The following is a 15,537-nucleotide window of genomic DNA, read 5'->3' as shown; positions in this document are numbered from 1 at the left end:
CATAAACAATCTACTTTAAAACCTACTTGGCTTGCCCGTATGCTCCCTTTGAGCTTGTTAACGGCACCGTGTATTTCGGGGAATTCTTCACACGTTCCTTGATCTGTTTCTGTTGATCGGTGTAGGAGGTGTCGGTTGCTTTCTCCTTTTTGCCCGATTCCTGGTTGGTAGATACATAGTCCTGGTATGAAGGATCCGTGGCCTGTCCCGCATGCTTGAAATATTCCTTTGCAGCCTCGGTATCCACTTTTTCCTCGGCGAAGGCCTGCGATGCCACCAGGGTCAAGGCAACCAAAATGATCTTCATCGCGTTCATTGAAAATCCTCCTAATTTTAGTCGTGACTGATGTTAGCACTTAAGAAACCGGCAGATGGTTCCATGGTTCTGCAGCCAATAGCTTACTTCCCGCACCGGACACAGCCACCGGAACCCGAGGCGCTGGACATATCTCCATCCGCCTTCTTGCAATCGTCCAACGTCGCGTAGCAGTCCCCGTTAAAGGCATTGTAGTACGGCTTGTTCCGAGAACAGTTGCGCACATACTTTCCCCCCACATAGCAGGGAAGATCGAAATCGTCGTAAGCCGAAGCTACGACAATTTTCCCGGTGCTCTCTGTTTCCATTTCAGCGCAGAGCATGGAACTATCGAGGCCGGATTTTGACGATGATGGAACCGGGGTTGGTGGCGGGACATCGGGAACCCCTGTCGGTTTGCCATAGCAGCCATTCAGACAATTGTGCAGGCAATTCTTATACATGTCATCGTCTTTGATGGTTCCTCCGCCCGAACATTGTTCAACACAATTCGATGCGCATTCCTGCGCTGTTTCAGCGTGGCACGCCATGGACAGCATACAGAAAAAACTGGCAGCAACGACTGATACTACCCAGAACCTGTTCATTATTCCCCCCCTTTGCTGTTGTGAGATATGAATAGAATTCTCACTTGACACGTTTCCACGCAAATTCTTCTGTCCATTCAGGATTGCGAGTACCATCACGATGTTTGTATGGCGCGATGCGAAGTGTTCCTTTGAGTGTGTCTTTCGCGACCATGGTCAGAGACAAGCGTGCGGGCGCCGGGCAACAGTTCAGTTGCACGGATTTGTCACAGTAGAAATAATATGTACCGGGGATAACGAGAGATGTGCCATCCCATTCAATATTACCGAACTGAGGTCCACAGTTTAACCTTTGTTCCTCCGTTACCGAAAACTCCCGCAACCCACCCATAACTTTTCCATTGATATTCCTGATTTCGATCCGGTAAAAAAGTCCGGGCCCCTCGTTGGTCTCCCCATTGACCCACCAGGTGCCGACCAGACTGTTCGGGTCCTTCCGGTCCTTTTCTGTTTTTTCCTTCCTGTATTCGATCTTGTTGATGAGTTGCTTCACCTCTTGGGCATTCCTGGCGTTTGGAGCCAATTGAAGATAGCGCGCCAGGTTTTTCAGCGCATCATCAAACCGCTCAAGCCTGTTCTGCAATATGCCCAGGCTATAGTACGGATCTGCCCAGTCGGGGGCTAGTTCCACGGCTTTCTGTAGTTCCCTCACCGCATCTTCTAGATCGGCAGGGGACTTTGCCATCTCCAGGGCCGCCTGGCTGCGGTCCATGTGACGGCGGGCCGCGTCAGGCACCACCTGGGCGCTTACACGTTGGGGCGTTAAGGTCAGACAGCATAGCGATACGAGAAGAATCCATAGCGTTATCCGCATACTAATCCTCCAGGAATTTCAGACAAATCCAGTCTAATTGCACCTGAAGTAGCTGCTGCAGGCAGCGCTTGCGTCAGAGCTGCTCTTGTAGCATTTGCAGTCGCAACTGGTCGAATAGAAATAGCCCCACTCGCAGCAGTATTCGCCGCACGTGCTGTTCGGATTATTGCAATACACCTTGCCGGGACAGGGGTTGCTTTCCGCTGCGACGATGAAGGGTCTGATGGCATTGGCATCGCCGCAGGATACCGGAGCTACGGATAGTAAGTTTTCGGCCGGTGCGGGCCCGTTCTCTTCGGCCATAACGGCTGCGGCCCCTAGCAAGGTAACGACGGCAATGAGGCACAATGTCCTGATGGCTGTTTTCATCTGCTCCCTCCTTTTTTTAGTGCTCCCCAATCAAAAAAGCACGTTTTAAGATTTACCCTGCACTATCGAAATGACGCGTTCAGGGACGAAGTACTTCTCATAAAGATTCTTGTTCATGGTCTTTACATGCTGCATAGGAATCGAATGCCCCTAATATTTTGGGGTACTCAAGATAGGCACCGTCGTCCGAACCTGCCGAATATTGCCATAACATCCAATTTTCAGCGCTTGCCTTCCCAACTGACAGAGATAGTACCATCAGCATTACAATTGCGATTGACAATGCCATTACAATTCTATTCATTCACGTATCCTCTTTATATCAAGGGTTGGATTTTCCTTTAGAGAGAGGCTGTCTCGGCAAAGTCCCATTCCCAATGCCTCCGCAGTCATTTCAAACGCCATTCAAAGATACATTCAGCCCTTCCTTCTCCACCGGTGAAGCGACCTGTCTCGCCAGGAATTCGTATCGCCCGGTTTGCTGAGCTCGTTATGATTTCTTTTACGCGGGGTGGATTGCTCGATATGATCTCCCCTCTTATTTTATTTTCTATCTCGGCAACATGGCCAGACGACACGTCCACATAATAGACATACATGTATCCATAGACGTTACCGTTAACCTCGACAGGCACCCATTCCCTTAGTATTGGTGGCCTTAATTCAGGATGGTACAGACCCCTTTGTTCATACTCGAATGCAATGTTGCGGACCTCCAGTTTGCCCCTTACATTTCGATATTCATTGAGTGTGTTATATTCATAAAACGGTCCTGAAAGTATCCATGTATCGCCACTGAGTTTGCAGCTAACCTTCTCTTTTCTATAAGCACCCGACGTCATCACAGCATAGACGCTTTTGAATCCATCTTCCCCGGGTACGATTTGCTGTCCAAAGGACAAGGTATCCCCGAATATCACCAGAAATATTGCCGTCACCTGCACTATGAGTAATTTATTCATATTTATCGTCACCTTTGACTGGCATCTTTCCTCTAATCGTTGAAGTTCAGCCTTGTTTTGATGACCCGTTTCCCGTCATGTTCAATCTCACAGATATATCTTCCCATGACACCAGTAGCAGTGACATAGGCCTTGTGGCCTGCGGAGGAATAGTTCAGGAAATGGAAACCGGACTGTCTCGCCTTTTCATGGGCATCCACCAGCGAGGTCCCGGCAGTCGTCTCGCGACAGTAGCGAGCCAGGCTCTTTTTGGTTTGATACCAGGTTGCACCACTGATCACGACAATCAGGAGAAAAATCGTGACAGAAATAATCATAAGAATTCTGAAAAGTTTCCGTATCATGTTTTGTTGCTTCCCCCATGGTGCCTGGAGCCGTCTTTTCCACGTGCCTGCTACTTGTCCATACGCCGGAGGACGATCTTGCCCGTACACTGGAAGGAGGTATACTCATCTTTTTGATTGGTCCAACTGACCCGTTGCCAGCCGGCTCCCTTCACATCGAGTTTTCCTTCAAGCACATTCGCCGATACATGATTGAGCGAAAAGGTGCCTTTCCATGGGCAGTGGTCATTTTGAACGACGTCGGAGCAGACGTGCATGACGGCACCATAGATCATCACCCGTTCCCCTTCCCTCTTCACCGGCACGAACGGGCCATCGGGCAGCCAATGTCCATAACGATGCTTGCTGCTGAGGACCCGCACCCTTTCTCCATCCGGATTCTTTGTGAAATCAAGAACAAGATCTTCAATCACAGCACTACTGCCTAGCCACGCACCTTTAATAACCTGGTATGACGACGGATTACAGGTAGCAGTCGTTTCATTTACATCAGTTTTCCATATCCCCTTGAGGTCGCTCCTGTCGCGTTTGTATTCCAGCCTGTAAATATTCTCCTGAATTTTTGCCGCCTCGGGCGAAGCGGGGGCAAGCTGCAGATAGCCGCTGAAATTCTCGATCGCCCCTTCATAGTTGCCGGCCTTCTCATGGAGCAGGCCGAGGTTGTAGTAGACCTCCGGCCACTGGGGAGCAAGCTGCCTGGCTTTCTCCAGTTCCCGGGCCGCCTCTGCGTAATCCTCGGTGGAGGGCCATTTCTGCCGCGGCCTTACCGCGCACGAAATATCTGGTGGCCTCGGAGGAAACCGGTTCCGCCGCAAGGGCAACCCCTTCCCCACACAGGAAAGCGATTGCCAATCCCCCCAGCATCAAGAACGTCATCTTCCTCGTACGCATAAAGCCTCCCCTTTCAGTCGAACAGCACATGGGGGTTCAGCTCTCCCGGCGAGCGCCAGTCGATGCCGTATTTCTCCTTGAGCACCCTCTTCTTGGTGCCCCAGTAGATATTCACGAATCCCTCGGCGCCCCGTTGCGGATGGTCGGCCAGCAGCGCTTTGACCTCATCGTCGATATTCTTAAAAACCTCGGCGTAGCGGGGGTCGTTCTCAACCGGGTCATGGGCCAGGCCGGAACTCTTTTCGACGACGGGCGCTTTCGGCCCTTCCCCCGCAGGAGCGGGCGGTTCGCAGAGGGCCCGGCACTCCTCCATCGTGTCAAAGGGAACGACCTGCCCGCAGCCATCGTAGAAGTACTCGGTGCACCGACCGGTCTTCTGGTCGAAATAGTATTTGTCCATCATCGCCTTGCAGGTGCCGTTGACCGGCACCAGCCGGCATTTCTCCGGCAGTTCCCCGCCATACGACATTACGGAAGAGAGCAGAAGGGAACAGATGAGCAGAGAAAGAATGGGGGCATAATGACACTTCATAGAGACTCTCCTGTCAAGTGCGGTGCAAGAGGCGCAAACCGCCATGGGTCACCTGCCGACAGCCGAACAGCAGGTAGATGATGTTTCCGACGGGAATGAGAAAAATGACGAGCAACCATATCAGCTGGTAGTACCAACGGGGGAATTTGGCTATCGCCACATCGACGAAGGCGAGCAGCCAGAGCACCAGCCAGATGATGATCAGAAGTTCATAGGGGCCCATAGTCATCTTCCCGAGCAGCCGGCGTTATGGATTGCCGGGACGCTGGATTGCTCACCGGCGTACCGTTACTTTGCCGGCGGATTCCTTCTGGCTGTCCAGTACCAGCAACAGAGACTTGATAGACTGATCCATCATTTCCCAGCCGATGTCCGCACCGTTTTTATCCCCTTTGCCCTGGGCAACGATAATACGGTCCATTGCGGCCAATGCCGTTTCAAAACAGACGGCAGCCTGTTCGTACACCGGTTTCGAGGGGTTTTGTCGTTCCGGTTGCAGCGAGACCAATGCCCGGGCAAGATCACCCCTGGCTTTTGCGTAGTCGGGGATCCGCACGTCTTTCGCCGCAGACACCTGTTCGCGACTGAAGTCAGCCAACGCCCGCGTACCGGAGCGTATGGCGGACTGACAATCTTGCTCGTAGAAGACGGGAGCCTGCACGACCTGTGACGTGCCTGCGCAGCCGACGAACAGAGCCATGACACACAGGCAGATACCTCTTCGTAACAGCTTATTGATTGCGAAGATTTCTTGCATGGGTTTCATTCTCCTTTTGCATCTTTTTGTACTGATTGCTCCGTTGACGTATGACCCCTTCGATTTCCTCGGCAGCCTTGACGGATATGGTTACTCTTTTCCAGTCATCGGCCATGGCATCCTGGAAGACCGTGGCGGTCTCGAGCTTTTCCAGAAGCGCCAGGTCGGCATCGATCCGACGGCCCAGGAGAACACCGGCAGTCGTCGCATGGGCGATATCCATCGTGGTTTCAGCAGCGGAAACAGCCGCCCCTGCCGTGCTGGAGAGGGGAATAGTCAGCAGTTTCATACGCAGGCGCCACACCTGTTCGCGGGTTTCCCGTTCTTTGTACCACTGATCAGCATCTTTCCCCTCACGCTCAGCTTTGGCATAGGTGTCCCAGATCCCTTTGAGATTGCTGCTGATGTCGAATGTTGTCTTGGCCTTTCCCAGCAGGCCGGTTATTTTCTCCCCCCGCAACAGGGACTCCTGTACGCCTTGCGTAAGGCTCTTGTCCTTCAGCAGTTCCTTGATATGTGTTTCCGTTCCGTACAGCCCCAGATCACTCGAGGAACCGATGGGCCCAACCGCATCGTTTGCGGCCCGTATAACAGCATAGTTGTCCTGCATGCGGTTAACAACAGCCATGGATATCTTCTGCTTTTCGTCCCGGGATTTACTCCAGGCATCCAGCTGCTTTTGGGCCTTGGCACGGGCAGCGTCAACCCCTTCTTTCTGCCGGAGGTCGCGAAGCTCCGGACTGTCGTTGATGAACCTGTCGAGAAATTTGGTGCGAAGCATCAGGGCGGCCTCGACGTCGCCCTGGGCCTTTTTCAGTTCCTGTTCCGTCGTTTTGTTCAGAAACGCATAATTTTTTGCAATGAGCTCATAGACGGCGATATTGGGATCGACCGGTTTGGGTGGCGAGGGGCGGCTGGCGGTATCGGCAATGGCGACGATTCCGGCGCGGATGGGCCAGGACGGCAGGTAGAGAGCCAGCCAGGGAAGGCCACCGAGCCTGGCGCCGAAGTTGAAGGCTTTGTTGTCGTCAGCGGGTTTGATGGATACGTAGTTGCCGTAGCTGTCCAGGAATCCGGTTTTCGGAAAATTGCCCGCCATCTCCTCGAAGTACCACCCCGCCCCCATGAACAGGCCGCCGATGAAGCCGACCGGGGCGAGAACGATGGGGGCGTTCGTAATATCGCCGCCTCCGCCGCCTCCACCGCCCCCCTCACCTCCGCCGGAATAATACTGGCACCCCGGGGCATGGCCACTGCCGCACGGCCTGTCGCAGTAAGCGCAGGCACATTGGGGATCCGGCGAAGCCAGGGCACGTACGGATGTCGTGCCCATCAGCAACCCCGCCAACAACAGTACGATCAGCCATCTTCCAAACATGCCCATAGTTCATCTCCTCTTATTATGTGCAGTTTTCCCCAGCCCGCCACAGTTCTGCCGGATTGTCCACAAACAGCTCCGTGTATCCGCAACCACCGCAGATGCAGGCAGAGAGGTCGAAGGTTTCCGCACCCTTGAACAGCAATGCGCCTGGTTTTCGCTCGAGGCGCACGGACAGGCTTTTGTCCTGGTAGTCGCCATTGCGGTCGATGACCCGGACGTTGCGCAGAATTTTCTGCGAATTGCACTTGGGACAGTTCCCCTTGCGCATAAAACACTCCCTCACTGGTTGTCGATGATCATAGGGGTAGTCATCTGCTGTGTGTCGGTTTTCCACTCAGATCATTGGTGAACCACTACGAATATGAACTTCACCACCACATAGATCACAATGCAGAGCAAGAAAACGCCCGCCATAACATACGTGTAATGGGGAACAAAGGCAGGCTGGGCACCACGTTTTTTGCCGATCCAGCCTGGTATCTTCATGGCCAGGAATACTATCACCGCGACCAACAGATACGGTATCATCCACTCGAAACTCATCGGTGGTCCTCTCATAATTCCGCGTTACGATTTTGCCCCGCTTTATGATCCGACTGAAACTTTTTGAATTCGCACACCAGCTCCTTTAAAGAGCCCGGGAAGCACCAGAGTATCCCGCATAAAAAATAGAATGCCATGGATGTCTTGAAGTTCTCCCATCTCAGCATGCGGTTTCCCATGACACTGTGATAAAGCCAGTATGCCCAGTCTACGGCAAACAGTGCCGGGACGAATGCGACCACCAGGTACAACGGCCAACCACGTGGTCTGAGGCGGATTGCGGTATAAATCGTCGTCACGCTCCAGGGAGCAAAAACGTAGGTGACTCCACCCATGATCAAGCTGACACCGACATCCCAGTCACATATGCCGTAGCACACCGCCCCGTACAGGAGCCAGGACATCCCGACGCCAAAGGTTGCGAGCTTCCAGGGGCGAAGAAGCTCGCGCAGACAGTGGCGATCCGGGAGAATCGATGGGGTGGTCATCTCTGGGGTCATGGCATCTGTCGTCGACATCAGCGTATCGTGGGGATTGCCTTGTCGGTCGTTACCCCAGGGGTCTGTGTCCTGGCGTCGATCAGTTCCGCCATCTCCACCAGCCTGATGAATTCGGCCCGATACCCCTCGGCGTCAGCGCCCTTCGCCTTGCGGGCAAGATCCAGTATCTGGCCATAGCCTGCGCTCCCCTTGTATTCCGAATTGCGCAGCAACATACCCCATTCCGCCACGGCAGCCGCGAATCTGATATTCGTGCTTGCCTTGTTGAGGCTTTCCGAAACGGCGGAGATTTTCCGCACAAGTTCACGGCTGGTCTCTTCCTGGGGTTCTTTGTAGCGGAAACGGATGGTTGCCAGTTCAGCGCTCGCAAGGGCGCTCTCTTTCACCTGGGTTGTCTGGTAGGTCAGTTCCTGCTTGTCCGCGGCTGCCCCTTCCGCGGGCACGATTTCGTACAGGGCGGTTACCGTGTGGCCGGAACCGAGTTCCCCCGCGTCCTTCTTGTCGTCGGCGAAATCCTCAGCCTTCAGCATCCGCTTCTCGTAGCCGATCAACCGGTAGGATTTGACCTTGGCCGGATTGAATTCCACCTGCATCTTGACATCCTTGGCGATGGTCATCATTGTCCCGCCGAACTGGGACAACAGGACTTTCTTTGCTTCCAGCAGGGTGTCGATATAGGCGTAATTGCCGTTCCCCCGATCGGCCAGCTTCTGCATCTTGGAGTCCTTGTAGTTGCCCATGCCATAGCCGAGTACACTGAGGAACACCCCGTCCTTGCGCCGTTCCTCGATCAACCGCTCCATGTCGGCATCGCTGGAAGCCCCCACGTTGAAGTCGCCATCCGTCGCCAGGATGACCCGGTTGTTGCCCTCCTTCAGGTAGTTCTCCCTGGCAACCTGGTAGGCCAGCTGGATCCCCTGTCCCCCGGCTGTGCTCCCTCCGGCCCGCAAACTGTCGAGCGCCGCCAGTATCTTCTGCTTCTCGTTGCCACTCGTCGAGGGGAGGACCAGTCCGGCCTGACCGGCGTACACGACAATGGCCACCCGGTCCTGTTGGCGCAACTGGCCGACCAGCAGCTTGAACGACTTGACCAGCAGCGGCAGCTTGTTCTCCTCGCTCATGGAACCGGAGACGTCGATGAGGAAGACCAGGTTGGCGGGGGGAAGCTTGTTCACGGGGATCCTTACCCCCTGGAGCCCGACGAGCAGGAGCCTGTTGCCCGATTTCCAGGGGGCAGCCATCACCTCGGTGGTAAAGGAGAAGGGAGCATCACCCGAGGGTTGGGGATAATCATAGGTGAAATAGTTGATCATCTCCTCGATGCGAACGGCATCCGGCGGAGGAAGGCTGCCATCATTGATGAAGCGGCGCACGTTGGTGTACGAGGCGGTGTCCACATCGATGGAGAAAGTGGAGAGCGGATTCTTGAGTACCTCAAGAAACCCGTTTTCGTTGACCCGGTCATACCCTTCGGTGTTGTAATCGGCGGGGCTGGCAGGCTGCAGCTGTGGCAGAGTCATCGGCATCCGCACCATCGTTGCCATCGTGGCTGACTTCTGCCGGGAAGCATCCATTTCATAGGCGATGGGCGCTGGGGCGGGGATTTCCGTTATGGGCACGAACGGTTTCTCTTCGGCCTTTACCGCCTCTCTCCCCGTACACCCCGCAAGCACAAAGGCCGCAAGCAGCAGGCATACCGCAAACCATCTGGACATGAAGCTCCGCATGGCACCTTCGTATCGGCTCTTTAACGTGTACATGGTGTCTCCTTGGTGATGGCGCGGTAACGGTTCAGGGGAGCATCCGTGCACCGGCAATCGGGAATTCGCAAACAGGTTGCGGTCATTTGCTTTCTTAGACAGGGTCGAATCGGGGAATGTTCCCGCATATCGAAAAAAATATCTCCTGCTAAATCGTTTTCCCTGACCTCAGCGTGCCGCGATTCCAATGTCGACAAGGTATTCACGTCTCACATTACTACTGTGGTGTGCAGGTAAGCGACAGAATCGAGTCCCCCATCTCCGTGACCCTTTTTGCATCGTCAGTGCAGGCTTTAACTGCTTCTTCATAGGTGCTGTGAATGCCTACATAAGTGCCGTCGGTGATATAGTGTTTCCCCGAAGTAGTGGTGAAATCGATTTTCCAGTAAAAATTGTAGCTTTTCTCACCGGCTACACTTTTGCCTTTTTCCGGGCATACTGGCGGTCGTTCGGCATTCGGGCAAGAGCAATCGTGTGTTGCCAGAAAGTCCCGCATTGAAGAGTCATTTTTCCATGATCCCAAAATATCCGTGCAGGACATCTTCGCAGTTGATTGTTCACTTGACCGTCGCCCCGTGCCGGGTATTCTTGGCCTTTCACTCGAAGCAAGTGCGTCGGTAACCGAACTAAAGAGCAACAACAGTAGCGTCACTAAACACAAGCGCCTGAACATACCTGCCTCCTTCGAAAAGCCAGATTAACCGCATGGTTCGCAACTGGTTATTTTCCCCTTACGGACCTTCCTTCATCTCCAGCATCATTTCACACCCTTTTTTCTTCTGCACTTCCTTCATACGGTACTGGCCAACTTCATGGGTGTCTCCCTTGCTTAAACTAAACTTATTAACTGAAGCATTATTCATACCGACACAATAACTCAGTAAAATATTACGTTTTTTACGACAGATGCGGTATTGTAACAAAGTATTACTATCATACAATTAATGAATCGCCATATGGCTTTCTAAAGGACAAACTAGCATGTTATTTCACTTAATGCCCCGAAAAAATTGACGGAATTAACACCTCCAACAGCCTGTCAGGCTCTTCTTAAGTCATCGGATAGCGATATGCTTGGGAATACCATGGTACCGGCTTTGTTAACTTCTGCATATGAGGCCTGCGGCCGTTTCAAAACAGTTTTTTGTTACTGGAATCTTGCTCTCCACGCCATTACCCGGCAAAGAGGAACGACAATTGCTTTTGAGTGATGTGAAGGAGGAGCTGATATGACCGCGCCAGAGCCGAACAGACACATGCCACTCGTCACATTCTGCCTTGCCGCCGGTTCGATCATGCATGTGGCAGGCCTCATGGTCTATGACCGGTTCCCGTACCTCTACCTGTTTTCAGCACTGCTCCTCTCCCTCGGCTATTACCTGTTCCTCAAGGGGAAACAGTATCAGCCGTATTCCATGGCCTCATTCTGGGGCATGGTCGTCGTGCTCGCCATCCCCATCGTGGGGGTGATTGCAGGCTTTCAGAAAATGATGGTTACCCCTGCAAAGGGGAGGACGCCAGACAAAAGCGACCGGCGGCGTACGACGCTGGTGACGCTGCTTCTAGCCGTCCCGATCGCCGTCTTCGTTGCTGCCATGATCATGCCGGCGTTTCCCGGGGCGGCGCCCATAACGATGAAGATCATACTCGTTGTCGCCGGTGTGGCGGAACTCGCCTTGCTGATCGCCCTGTTCACCATTAAAAAGCGCGCGACAGCATCGATCGCAACAAACGGGCACGAGTTGCCGTAACAGATCCACAGAGGGAAGCGTTTCGGCCGCATAAGCTCAATTCGTAGCTCAATCAAACCAGAGAATCAGAGGAGGACGTATGGGACTGCCGATGATGCGTGCGCTTGCCTGGGGAAGAGCATTCCTGCTCTCCTGTTTCATGATGCTGCTGCACCAGGGGACCGCGTTTTGCGGCGAGAAGCCGGAACCGGTGAAGGATTATCATGCCCTCGTCAAGCAGCTGAAGAGCGGTGACACCTCGATTGACTATGCACGCTTGCGTTTTTCCTTCACGAAAACAAAAGAGTATAACCCCTACTCCCCCGATGGGGAGCGCGACGCAATGTTCGAGGCATTGAACGGCGAAAATTTTGACGCTGCCGTCAAGCATGCCCAGGCGGTGCTGGAAAAAAACTATGTGGACCTGGATGCCCATTTCATCAGCCGGATCGGGTACCGGGAATTAAAGAATCCCGAAAAGTCTGTTTTTCATTCAACCGTGCTAAAAGGCCTCATGGACTCGATTTACGAATCGGGCGATGGACAGGCACCTGAATCGGCATTTGTGGTAATCAGTACCAGTGAAGAGTATTTCCTGTTGAGAATGAACGGTTTCAGGTCGGTAGCTCAAAAGGGGCTGGAGAGAGAAGGACTCACATTCGACGAACTGGAGGTAGAAAAGGTAAAGACCGGCGAAAAGAGAAAGCTCTATTTCAACGTTGATTTCCCCTTCAGATGGCTCAAAAGCCAGATGGGCACACCGCCTCACTAGCCGGTTCTCCAGAATGACATCCGCATGAACTGCTCCTCCTTGACCCGGATGTTTCATTTTTAGTGCAACTGTCGCAACCCGGATTATACTTTACACATCCCGACGCACGCGGAGTCGATGGGGCATGAAAGACCTCAGCATGAAAACCAAGATGGCTCTGGCGGTTTCCCTCATGTTCGTGGTGGTGATCGTCCTGCTGGCGTGGGGAGCCCTTTACTACCAGGAACAGTCCCTGGGAAAGGCCATCAGCCGGCAGCAGTATGCCCTGGTTTCTTCCCTGGCGGCAAACATCGACGACAAGCTGGCCCTGGCCCACAATGCACTCATAACCGCGGCGCGAGAACTGCCGCCGGAAACAGTTCGCAGCAGCGACCGGGCTCAGCACTTCCTCGATGCCCGCATCCTCCTCCTCTCCGTCTTCGATAACGGTCTGTTCCTCATCTCCCGTGACGGAAAGCTCATAGCGGAAAGCCCCTTTCTCCCCGGCAGGCGGGAGCTGGACCTGACCTCCCAGGAGTATTTCCGGCAGACGATAGCAACCGGAAAACCCTGCATTTCCAAACCCTACACCTCCTCCCGCACTCCCGGCCATCCCGCCATATTTCTCTCCGCACCGGTCTTCGACCGCCAGGGGAGGCTGACGGGGATCCTCGGCGGGAGTTTCGACCTCTGGGGGAGAAATTTCCTCCAGGACCTTTCCCGCACCCGGTACGGCGATGCCAGCTATTTCTACCTGACCGATCGTGACCGGACCATCATTGTCCACCCCGACAGGAACAGAATCCTGACCAGGATGTCGCCGGGGGCAACCCCCCTCTACGAGAAGGCCCTTGCCGGATTCGAAGGAAGCGAAGAGACCATAAGCTCCCAGGGAATACGGGTCATCTCGTCGGTCCGGCACCTGCGTACCGCCGGGTGGATACTGGCGGCGAACTACCCCTCCGCCGAAGCCTACGCCCCGCTGAAAACCACGCGGCACTATTTCCTTCTGGCGACACTGGTGCTCACCATTGCCGTTCTGGCAATCGTCTGGCTCTTGATGAAAAGGCTCACCGCGCCGCTCGCAACCTTTACCCGACACGTGGAATCACTGCCGGCGGACTTCGGTCACCACCACCTTCTGGAAATCGACTCCAGCGACGAGATCGGCGTTATGGCCCAGGCGTTCAATCAGATGGTCAGCGAACTGGAGACACAGCAGACCGTCAACGAATCCAGACTCAAAACCCTCCTGCGGCTGAACGAGATGACGTCCTCGTCACTCAAGGAAATTGCGGACCTGGCCCTGGAGGAAACGGTTCGGCTGACCAGGAGTACGATAGGCTACCTGGCATTCGTCAACGACGACGAATCAGTTCTGACCATGTACTCCTGGTCGCGGGCGGCGATGCAGGAATGCGCCATTTCCGACAAACCACGGGAATATCCGCTGTCCGGCACGGGACTCTGGGGAGAAGCGGTACGGCAGCGCAGACCGGTCATCACCAATGACTACACAGCCCCCAACCCCTGCAAGAAAGGGTATCCACCGGGGCACGTGGAGGTCCGCCGCCACATGAACGCCCCGATTTTCGACGGTGAACGGATCGTGATCGTCGCCGGGGTCGGAAACAAGGATGAGGAGTATGATGAGACCGACGTCCACCAGTTGACGCTTCTCATGCAGGGGATGTGGCGTCTCATGCAGCACCGGCGGGCCGAAGAGGCGCTGCGGGAAGAAAAAGAAAAATTTTCTCTGGCCTTCCAGGCCGTGCCGAGCGCCCTCGTCATCGCCACCCTTGCAGACGGGAAGTACCTGGAGGTCAATGAAGCCTTCGAACGCATGATGGAGTACCGGCGCGACGAAGTGATCGGCCGTTGTTCGCTGGGGCTGGACATATGGGAAAACAGGGAAGAGCGGGCAATGGTTATCAGGAAGCTGGCGGAGGGAGAAAAGGTGCGCAACCAGGAGATCGGCTTCAGGAGCAAGTCGGGCGCCATCATCACCGGCCTCTATTCGGCGGAGATCATCTCAATCGGCGCAGAACGATGCCTTTTGAGCCTGGTGAACGACATTACCGCCCGCAAAAAAGCGGAGGAGGAGTTGCGCCGGAGCGAAGAGCGTTATCGCAGCCTCTACAATGAGACGCCGGTCATGCTCCACTCCATTGATCACGACGGACTGCTGGTCAGTGTAAGCAATTACTGGCTCGACACGCTCGGCTACGAGAGAAGCGAAGTGATCGGCCGGAAGACCACGGAATTCATGACGGATGCATCCCGGCAGTACGCCGAAGACGTCGTCCTGCCCGAATTTTTTCGTACCGGCTCCTGCAAAGACATAGCGTACCGGTTCGTGAAAAAGAACGGCGAGATCATGGACGTCCTCCTCTCCGCCATAGCCGAACGTAACGACGAAGGGGAGGTCGTCCGCTCGCTGGCCGTCATGACCGACGTGACTGACCGCAAGCGAGCGCAGGAAGAGATAGAAAAGCTGAACACCGACCTGATGGCGCGGGCCATGGAACTGGAGAACGCCAACCGGGAGATGGAGACGTTCAGCTATTCAGTTTCCCACGACCTGCGCAAACCCCTGACGGTCATCAGCGGTTACTGCCAGGTCATCCGGGAGGTGTGCGGCGACCACCTGAAAGAAGAATGCCTCGGATATCTGCAGGAGGTCCAGAGCGGTGCTGTCCGCATGAATGAACTCATCGACGCCCTGCTCAAGCTTTCCTGCCTTACCCGCAGCGAGTTGCACCGGGAAACGGTCGATCTCAGCTCGATTGCACATACGGTAGCCGCGGAACTTACGTTGACCGCCCCGGACCGCAGGGTCACGTTCCGAATAGCCGACGGGATCTCGGTCAACGGTGATGCGAAGCTGCTGCGTGTGGTCCTGGAAAACCTCTTCGGCAACGCCTGGAAGTACACTGCCAACCGGGAGGAGGCAGTAATCGAACTCGGCGTGATCGACATCGACGGAACTGCAGCCTGTTTTGTCCGTGACAACGGGACCGGCTTCAATATGGCGGATGCGGAGAAGCTCTTCCTTCCCTTCCAGCGGCTCCCGGGTGCCGGCGAATTCAAAGGGCACGGCATCGGCCTCGCCACGGTGGAACGGATCATCCGGCGCCATGGAGGCAGGATCTGGGCGGAAGGTGAACCGGACAAGGGGGCGACTTTCTGGTTTGCCCTGTAAGACCATGTCAACTGTTCACACTTAGTTCTTGGCAACAAAAAGAAACCGGCTCGCCTTGTGACAAAGGGGGCCGGTTTCTTAGTATCCGATGGCCTGAC

The 15,537-nt window shown here is 54.6% G+C and carries 20 protein-coding genes; 3 read left to right on the top strand and 17 right to left on the bottom strand.

Going from position 1 to position 15,537, the window contains the following annotated elements:
- Window positions 1-22 precede the first annotated feature (22 nt).
- The 17 genes from KI810_RS08395 to KI810_RS08315 form a co-directional block, all read right to left on the bottom strand.
- The gene (locus KI810_RS08395; RefSeq protein WP_214175057.1) at window positions 23-316 is read right to left on the bottom strand and encodes a hypothetical protein; all 294 of its coding nucleotides are present in this window, start codon (window positions 314-316) and stop codon (window positions 23-25) included.
- Between the two features lie 83 nt (window positions 317-399).
- The gene (locus KI810_RS08390) at window positions 400-903 is read right to left on the bottom strand and encodes a hypothetical protein (RefSeq protein WP_214175056.1); all 504 of its coding nucleotides are present in this window, start codon (window positions 901-903) and stop codon (window positions 400-402) included.
- Window positions 904-943: 40 nt separating this feature from the next.
- Window positions 944-1,717, bottom strand: coding sequence for a tetratricopeptide repeat protein (locus KI810_RS08385; RefSeq protein WP_214175055.1), 774 nt, complete (start codon window positions 1,715-1,717; stop codon window positions 944-946).
- 33 nt (window positions 1,718-1,750) lie between these two features.
- Window positions 1,751-2,086, bottom strand: coding sequence for a hypothetical protein (locus tag KI810_RS08380; protein WP_214175054.1), 336 nt, complete (start codon window positions 2,084-2,086; stop codon window positions 1,751-1,753).
- Between the two features lie 97 nt (window positions 2,087-2,183).
- A complete protein-coding gene (locus KI810_RS08375) occupies window positions 2,184-2,390 on the bottom strand; it encodes a hypothetical protein (protein ID WP_214175053.1) in 207 nt (68 codons plus the stop codon).
- Window positions 2,391-2,475: 85 nt separating this feature from the next.
- A complete protein-coding gene (locus KI810_RS08370; RefSeq protein WP_214175052.1) occupies window positions 2,476-3,048 on the bottom strand; it encodes a hypothetical protein in 573 nt (190 codons plus the stop codon).
- Window positions 3,049-3,080: 32 nt separating this feature from the next.
- Window positions 3,081-3,392, bottom strand: coding sequence for a hypothetical protein (locus KI810_RS08365; RefSeq protein ID WP_214175051.1), 312 nt, complete (start codon window positions 3,390-3,392; stop codon window positions 3,081-3,083).
- Window positions 3,393-3,442: 50 nt separating this feature from the next.
- Window positions 3,443-4,207, bottom strand: a complete 765-nt coding sequence (locus tag KI810_RS08360) for a tetratricopeptide repeat protein (protein ID WP_214175050.1) — start codon at window positions 4,205-4,207, stop codon at window positions 3,443-3,445.
- A gap of 89 nt (window positions 4,208-4,296) precedes the next feature.
- Window positions 4,297-4,815: a BPTI/Kunitz-type proteinase inhibitor domain-containing protein gene (locus tag KI810_RS08355; protein ID WP_214175049.1), complete on the bottom strand. Its 519-nt coding sequence runs from the start codon at window positions 4,813-4,815 to the stop codon at window positions 4,297-4,299.
- Window positions 4,816-4,828: 13 nt separating this feature from the next.
- The gene (locus KI810_RS08350) at window positions 4,829-5,038 is read right to left on the bottom strand and encodes a PLDc N-terminal domain-containing protein (protein ID WP_214175048.1); all 210 of its coding nucleotides are present in this window, start codon (window positions 5,036-5,038) and stop codon (window positions 4,829-4,831) included.
- 51 nt (window positions 5,039-5,089) lie between these two features.
- Window positions 5,090-5,572, bottom strand: a complete 483-nt coding sequence (locus KI810_RS08345; protein ID WP_214175047.1) for a hypothetical protein — start codon at window positions 5,570-5,572, stop codon at window positions 5,090-5,092.
- Window positions 5,547-6,956 carry a hypothetical protein gene (locus KI810_RS08340; RefSeq protein WP_214175046.1) on the bottom strand — a complete coding sequence of 470 codons (1,410 nt, stop codon included), beginning with the start codon at window positions 6,954-6,956 and terminating at the stop codon, window positions 5,547-5,549. Before KI810_RS08340 ends, KI810_RS08345 begins: the two co-directional genes overlap by 26 nt.
- 16 nt (window positions 6,957-6,972) lie before the next feature.
- Window positions 6,973-7,221, bottom strand: coding sequence for a hypothetical protein (locus KI810_RS08335; RefSeq protein WP_214175045.1), 249 nt, complete (start codon window positions 7,219-7,221; stop codon window positions 6,973-6,975).
- 71 nt (window positions 7,222-7,292) lie between these two features.
- Window positions 7,293-7,496: a hypothetical protein gene (locus KI810_RS08330; RefSeq protein ID WP_214175044.1), complete on the bottom strand. Its 204-nt coding sequence runs from the start codon at window positions 7,494-7,496 to the stop codon at window positions 7,293-7,295.
- An 11-nt stretch (window positions 7,497-7,507) separates the two neighbouring features.
- Window positions 7,508-8,014, bottom strand: coding sequence for a hypothetical protein (locus KI810_RS08325; protein ID WP_214175043.1), 507 nt, complete (start codon window positions 8,012-8,014; stop codon window positions 7,508-7,510).
- Complete coding sequence (locus tag KI810_RS08320; RefSeq protein ID WP_214175042.1) at window positions 8,014-9,756, bottom strand: vWA domain-containing protein; 1,743 nt, start codon at window positions 9,754-9,756, stop codon at window positions 8,014-8,016. The genes KI810_RS08325 and KI810_RS08320 overlap by 1 nt, the downstream gene beginning before the upstream one ends.
- Window positions 9,757-9,973: 217 nt before the next feature.
- On the bottom strand, window positions 9,974-10,429 hold the full coding sequence (locus KI810_RS08315) for a hypothetical protein (RefSeq protein WP_214175041.1): 456 nt from the start codon (window positions 10,427-10,429) through the stop codon (window positions 9,974-9,976).
- 556 nt (window positions 10,430-10,985) lie between these two features.
- Between KI810_RS08315 and KI810_RS08310 the strand changes: the two genes are divergently transcribed.
- The 3 genes from KI810_RS08310 (at window position 10,986) to KI810_RS08300 (ending at window position 15,439) form a co-directional block, all read left to right on the top strand.
- Window positions 10,986-11,507: a hypothetical protein gene (locus KI810_RS08310; protein ID WP_214175040.1), complete on the top strand. Its 522-nt coding sequence runs from the start codon at window positions 10,986-10,988 to the stop codon at window positions 11,505-11,507.
- A gap of 79 nt (window positions 11,508-11,586) precedes the next feature.
- On the top strand, window positions 11,587-12,258 hold the full coding sequence (locus KI810_RS08305; RefSeq protein ID WP_214175039.1) for a DUF4919 domain-containing protein: 672 nt from the start codon (window positions 11,587-11,589) through the stop codon (window positions 12,256-12,258).
- 124 nt (window positions 12,259-12,382) lie between these two features.
- Window positions 12,383-15,439, top strand: coding sequence for a PAS domain S-box protein (locus KI810_RS08300; protein ID WP_214175038.1), 3,057 nt, complete (start codon window positions 12,383-12,385; stop codon window positions 15,437-15,439).
- Window positions 15,440-15,537 lie beyond the last annotated feature (98 nt).

The organism is Geomobilimonas luticola, assembly GCF_018476905.1.
Lineage (GTDB): Bacteria > Desulfobacterota > Desulfuromonadia > Geobacterales > Geobacteraceae > Geomobilimonas > Geomobilimonas luticola.
This window is presented reverse-complemented; position numbering and strand designations above follow the sequence as displayed.

Coding starts and splice junctions, on each gene's coding strand:
- KI810_RS08395 (WP_214175057.1), bottom strand. CDS start 316: ATGAACGCGATGAAGATCATTTTGGTTGCCTTGACCCTGGTGGCATCG.
- KI810_RS08390 (WP_214175056.1), bottom strand. CDS start 903: ATGAACAGGTTCTGGGTAGTATCAGTCGTTGCTGCCAGTTTTTTCTGT.
- KI810_RS08385 (WP_214175055.1), bottom strand. CDS start 1,717: ATGCGGATAACGCTATGGATTCTTCTCGTATCGCTATGCTGTCTGACC.
- KI810_RS08380 (WP_214175054.1), bottom strand. CDS start 2,086: ATGAAAACAGCCATCAGGACATTGTGCCTCATTGCCGTCGTTACCTTG.
- KI810_RS08375 (WP_214175053.1), bottom strand. CDS start 2,390: ATGAATAGAATTGTAATGGCATTGTCAATCGCAATTGTAATGCTGATG.
- KI810_RS08370 (WP_214175052.1), bottom strand. CDS start 3,048: ATGAATAAATTACTCATAGTGCAGGTGACGGCAATATTTCTGGTGATA.
- KI810_RS08365 (WP_214175051.1), bottom strand. CDS start 3,392: ATGATACGGAAACTTTTCAGAATTCTTATGATTATTTCTGTCACGATT.
- KI810_RS08355 (WP_214175049.1), bottom strand. CDS start 4,815: ATGAAGTGTCATTATGCCCCCATTCTTTCTCTGCTCATCTGTTCCCTT.
- KI810_RS08350 (WP_214175048.1), bottom strand. CDS start 5,038: ATGGGCCCCTATGAACTTCTGATCATCATCTGGCTGGTGCTCTGGCTG.
- KI810_RS08345 (WP_214175047.1), bottom strand. CDS start 5,572: ATGCAAGAAATCTTCGCAATCAATAAGCTGTTACGAAGAGGTATCTGC.
- KI810_RS08340 (WP_214175046.1), bottom strand. CDS start 6,956: ATGGGCATGTTTGGAAGATGGCTGATCGTACTGTTGTTGGCGGGGTTG.
- KI810_RS08335 (WP_214175045.1), bottom strand. CDS start 7,221: ATGCGCAAGGGGAACTGTCCCAAGTGCAATTCGCAGAAAATTCTGCGC.
- KI810_RS08330 (WP_214175044.1), bottom strand. CDS start 7,496: ATGAGTTTCGAGTGGATGATACCGTATCTGTTGGTCGCGGTGATAGTA.
- KI810_RS08325 (WP_214175043.1), bottom strand. CDS start 8,014: ATGTCGACGACAGATGCCATGACCCCAGAGATGACCACCCCATCGATT.
- KI810_RS08320 (WP_214175042.1), bottom strand. CDS start 9,756: ATGTACACGTTAAAGAGCCGATACGAAGGTGCCATGCGGAGCTTCATG.
- KI810_RS08315 (WP_214175041.1), bottom strand. CDS start 10,429: ATGTTCAGGCGCTTGTGTTTAGTGACGCTACTGTTGTTGCTCTTTAGT.
- KI810_RS08310 (WP_214175040.1), top strand. CDS start 10,986: ATGACCGCGCCAGAGCCGAACAGACACATGCCACTCGTCACATTCTGC.
- KI810_RS08305 (WP_214175039.1), top strand. CDS start 11,587: ATGGGACTGCCGATGATGCGTGCGCTTGCCTGGGGAAGAGCATTCCTG.
- KI810_RS08300 (WP_214175038.1), top strand. CDS start 12,383: ATGAAAGACCTCAGCATGAAAACCAAGATGGCTCTGGCGGTTTCCCTC.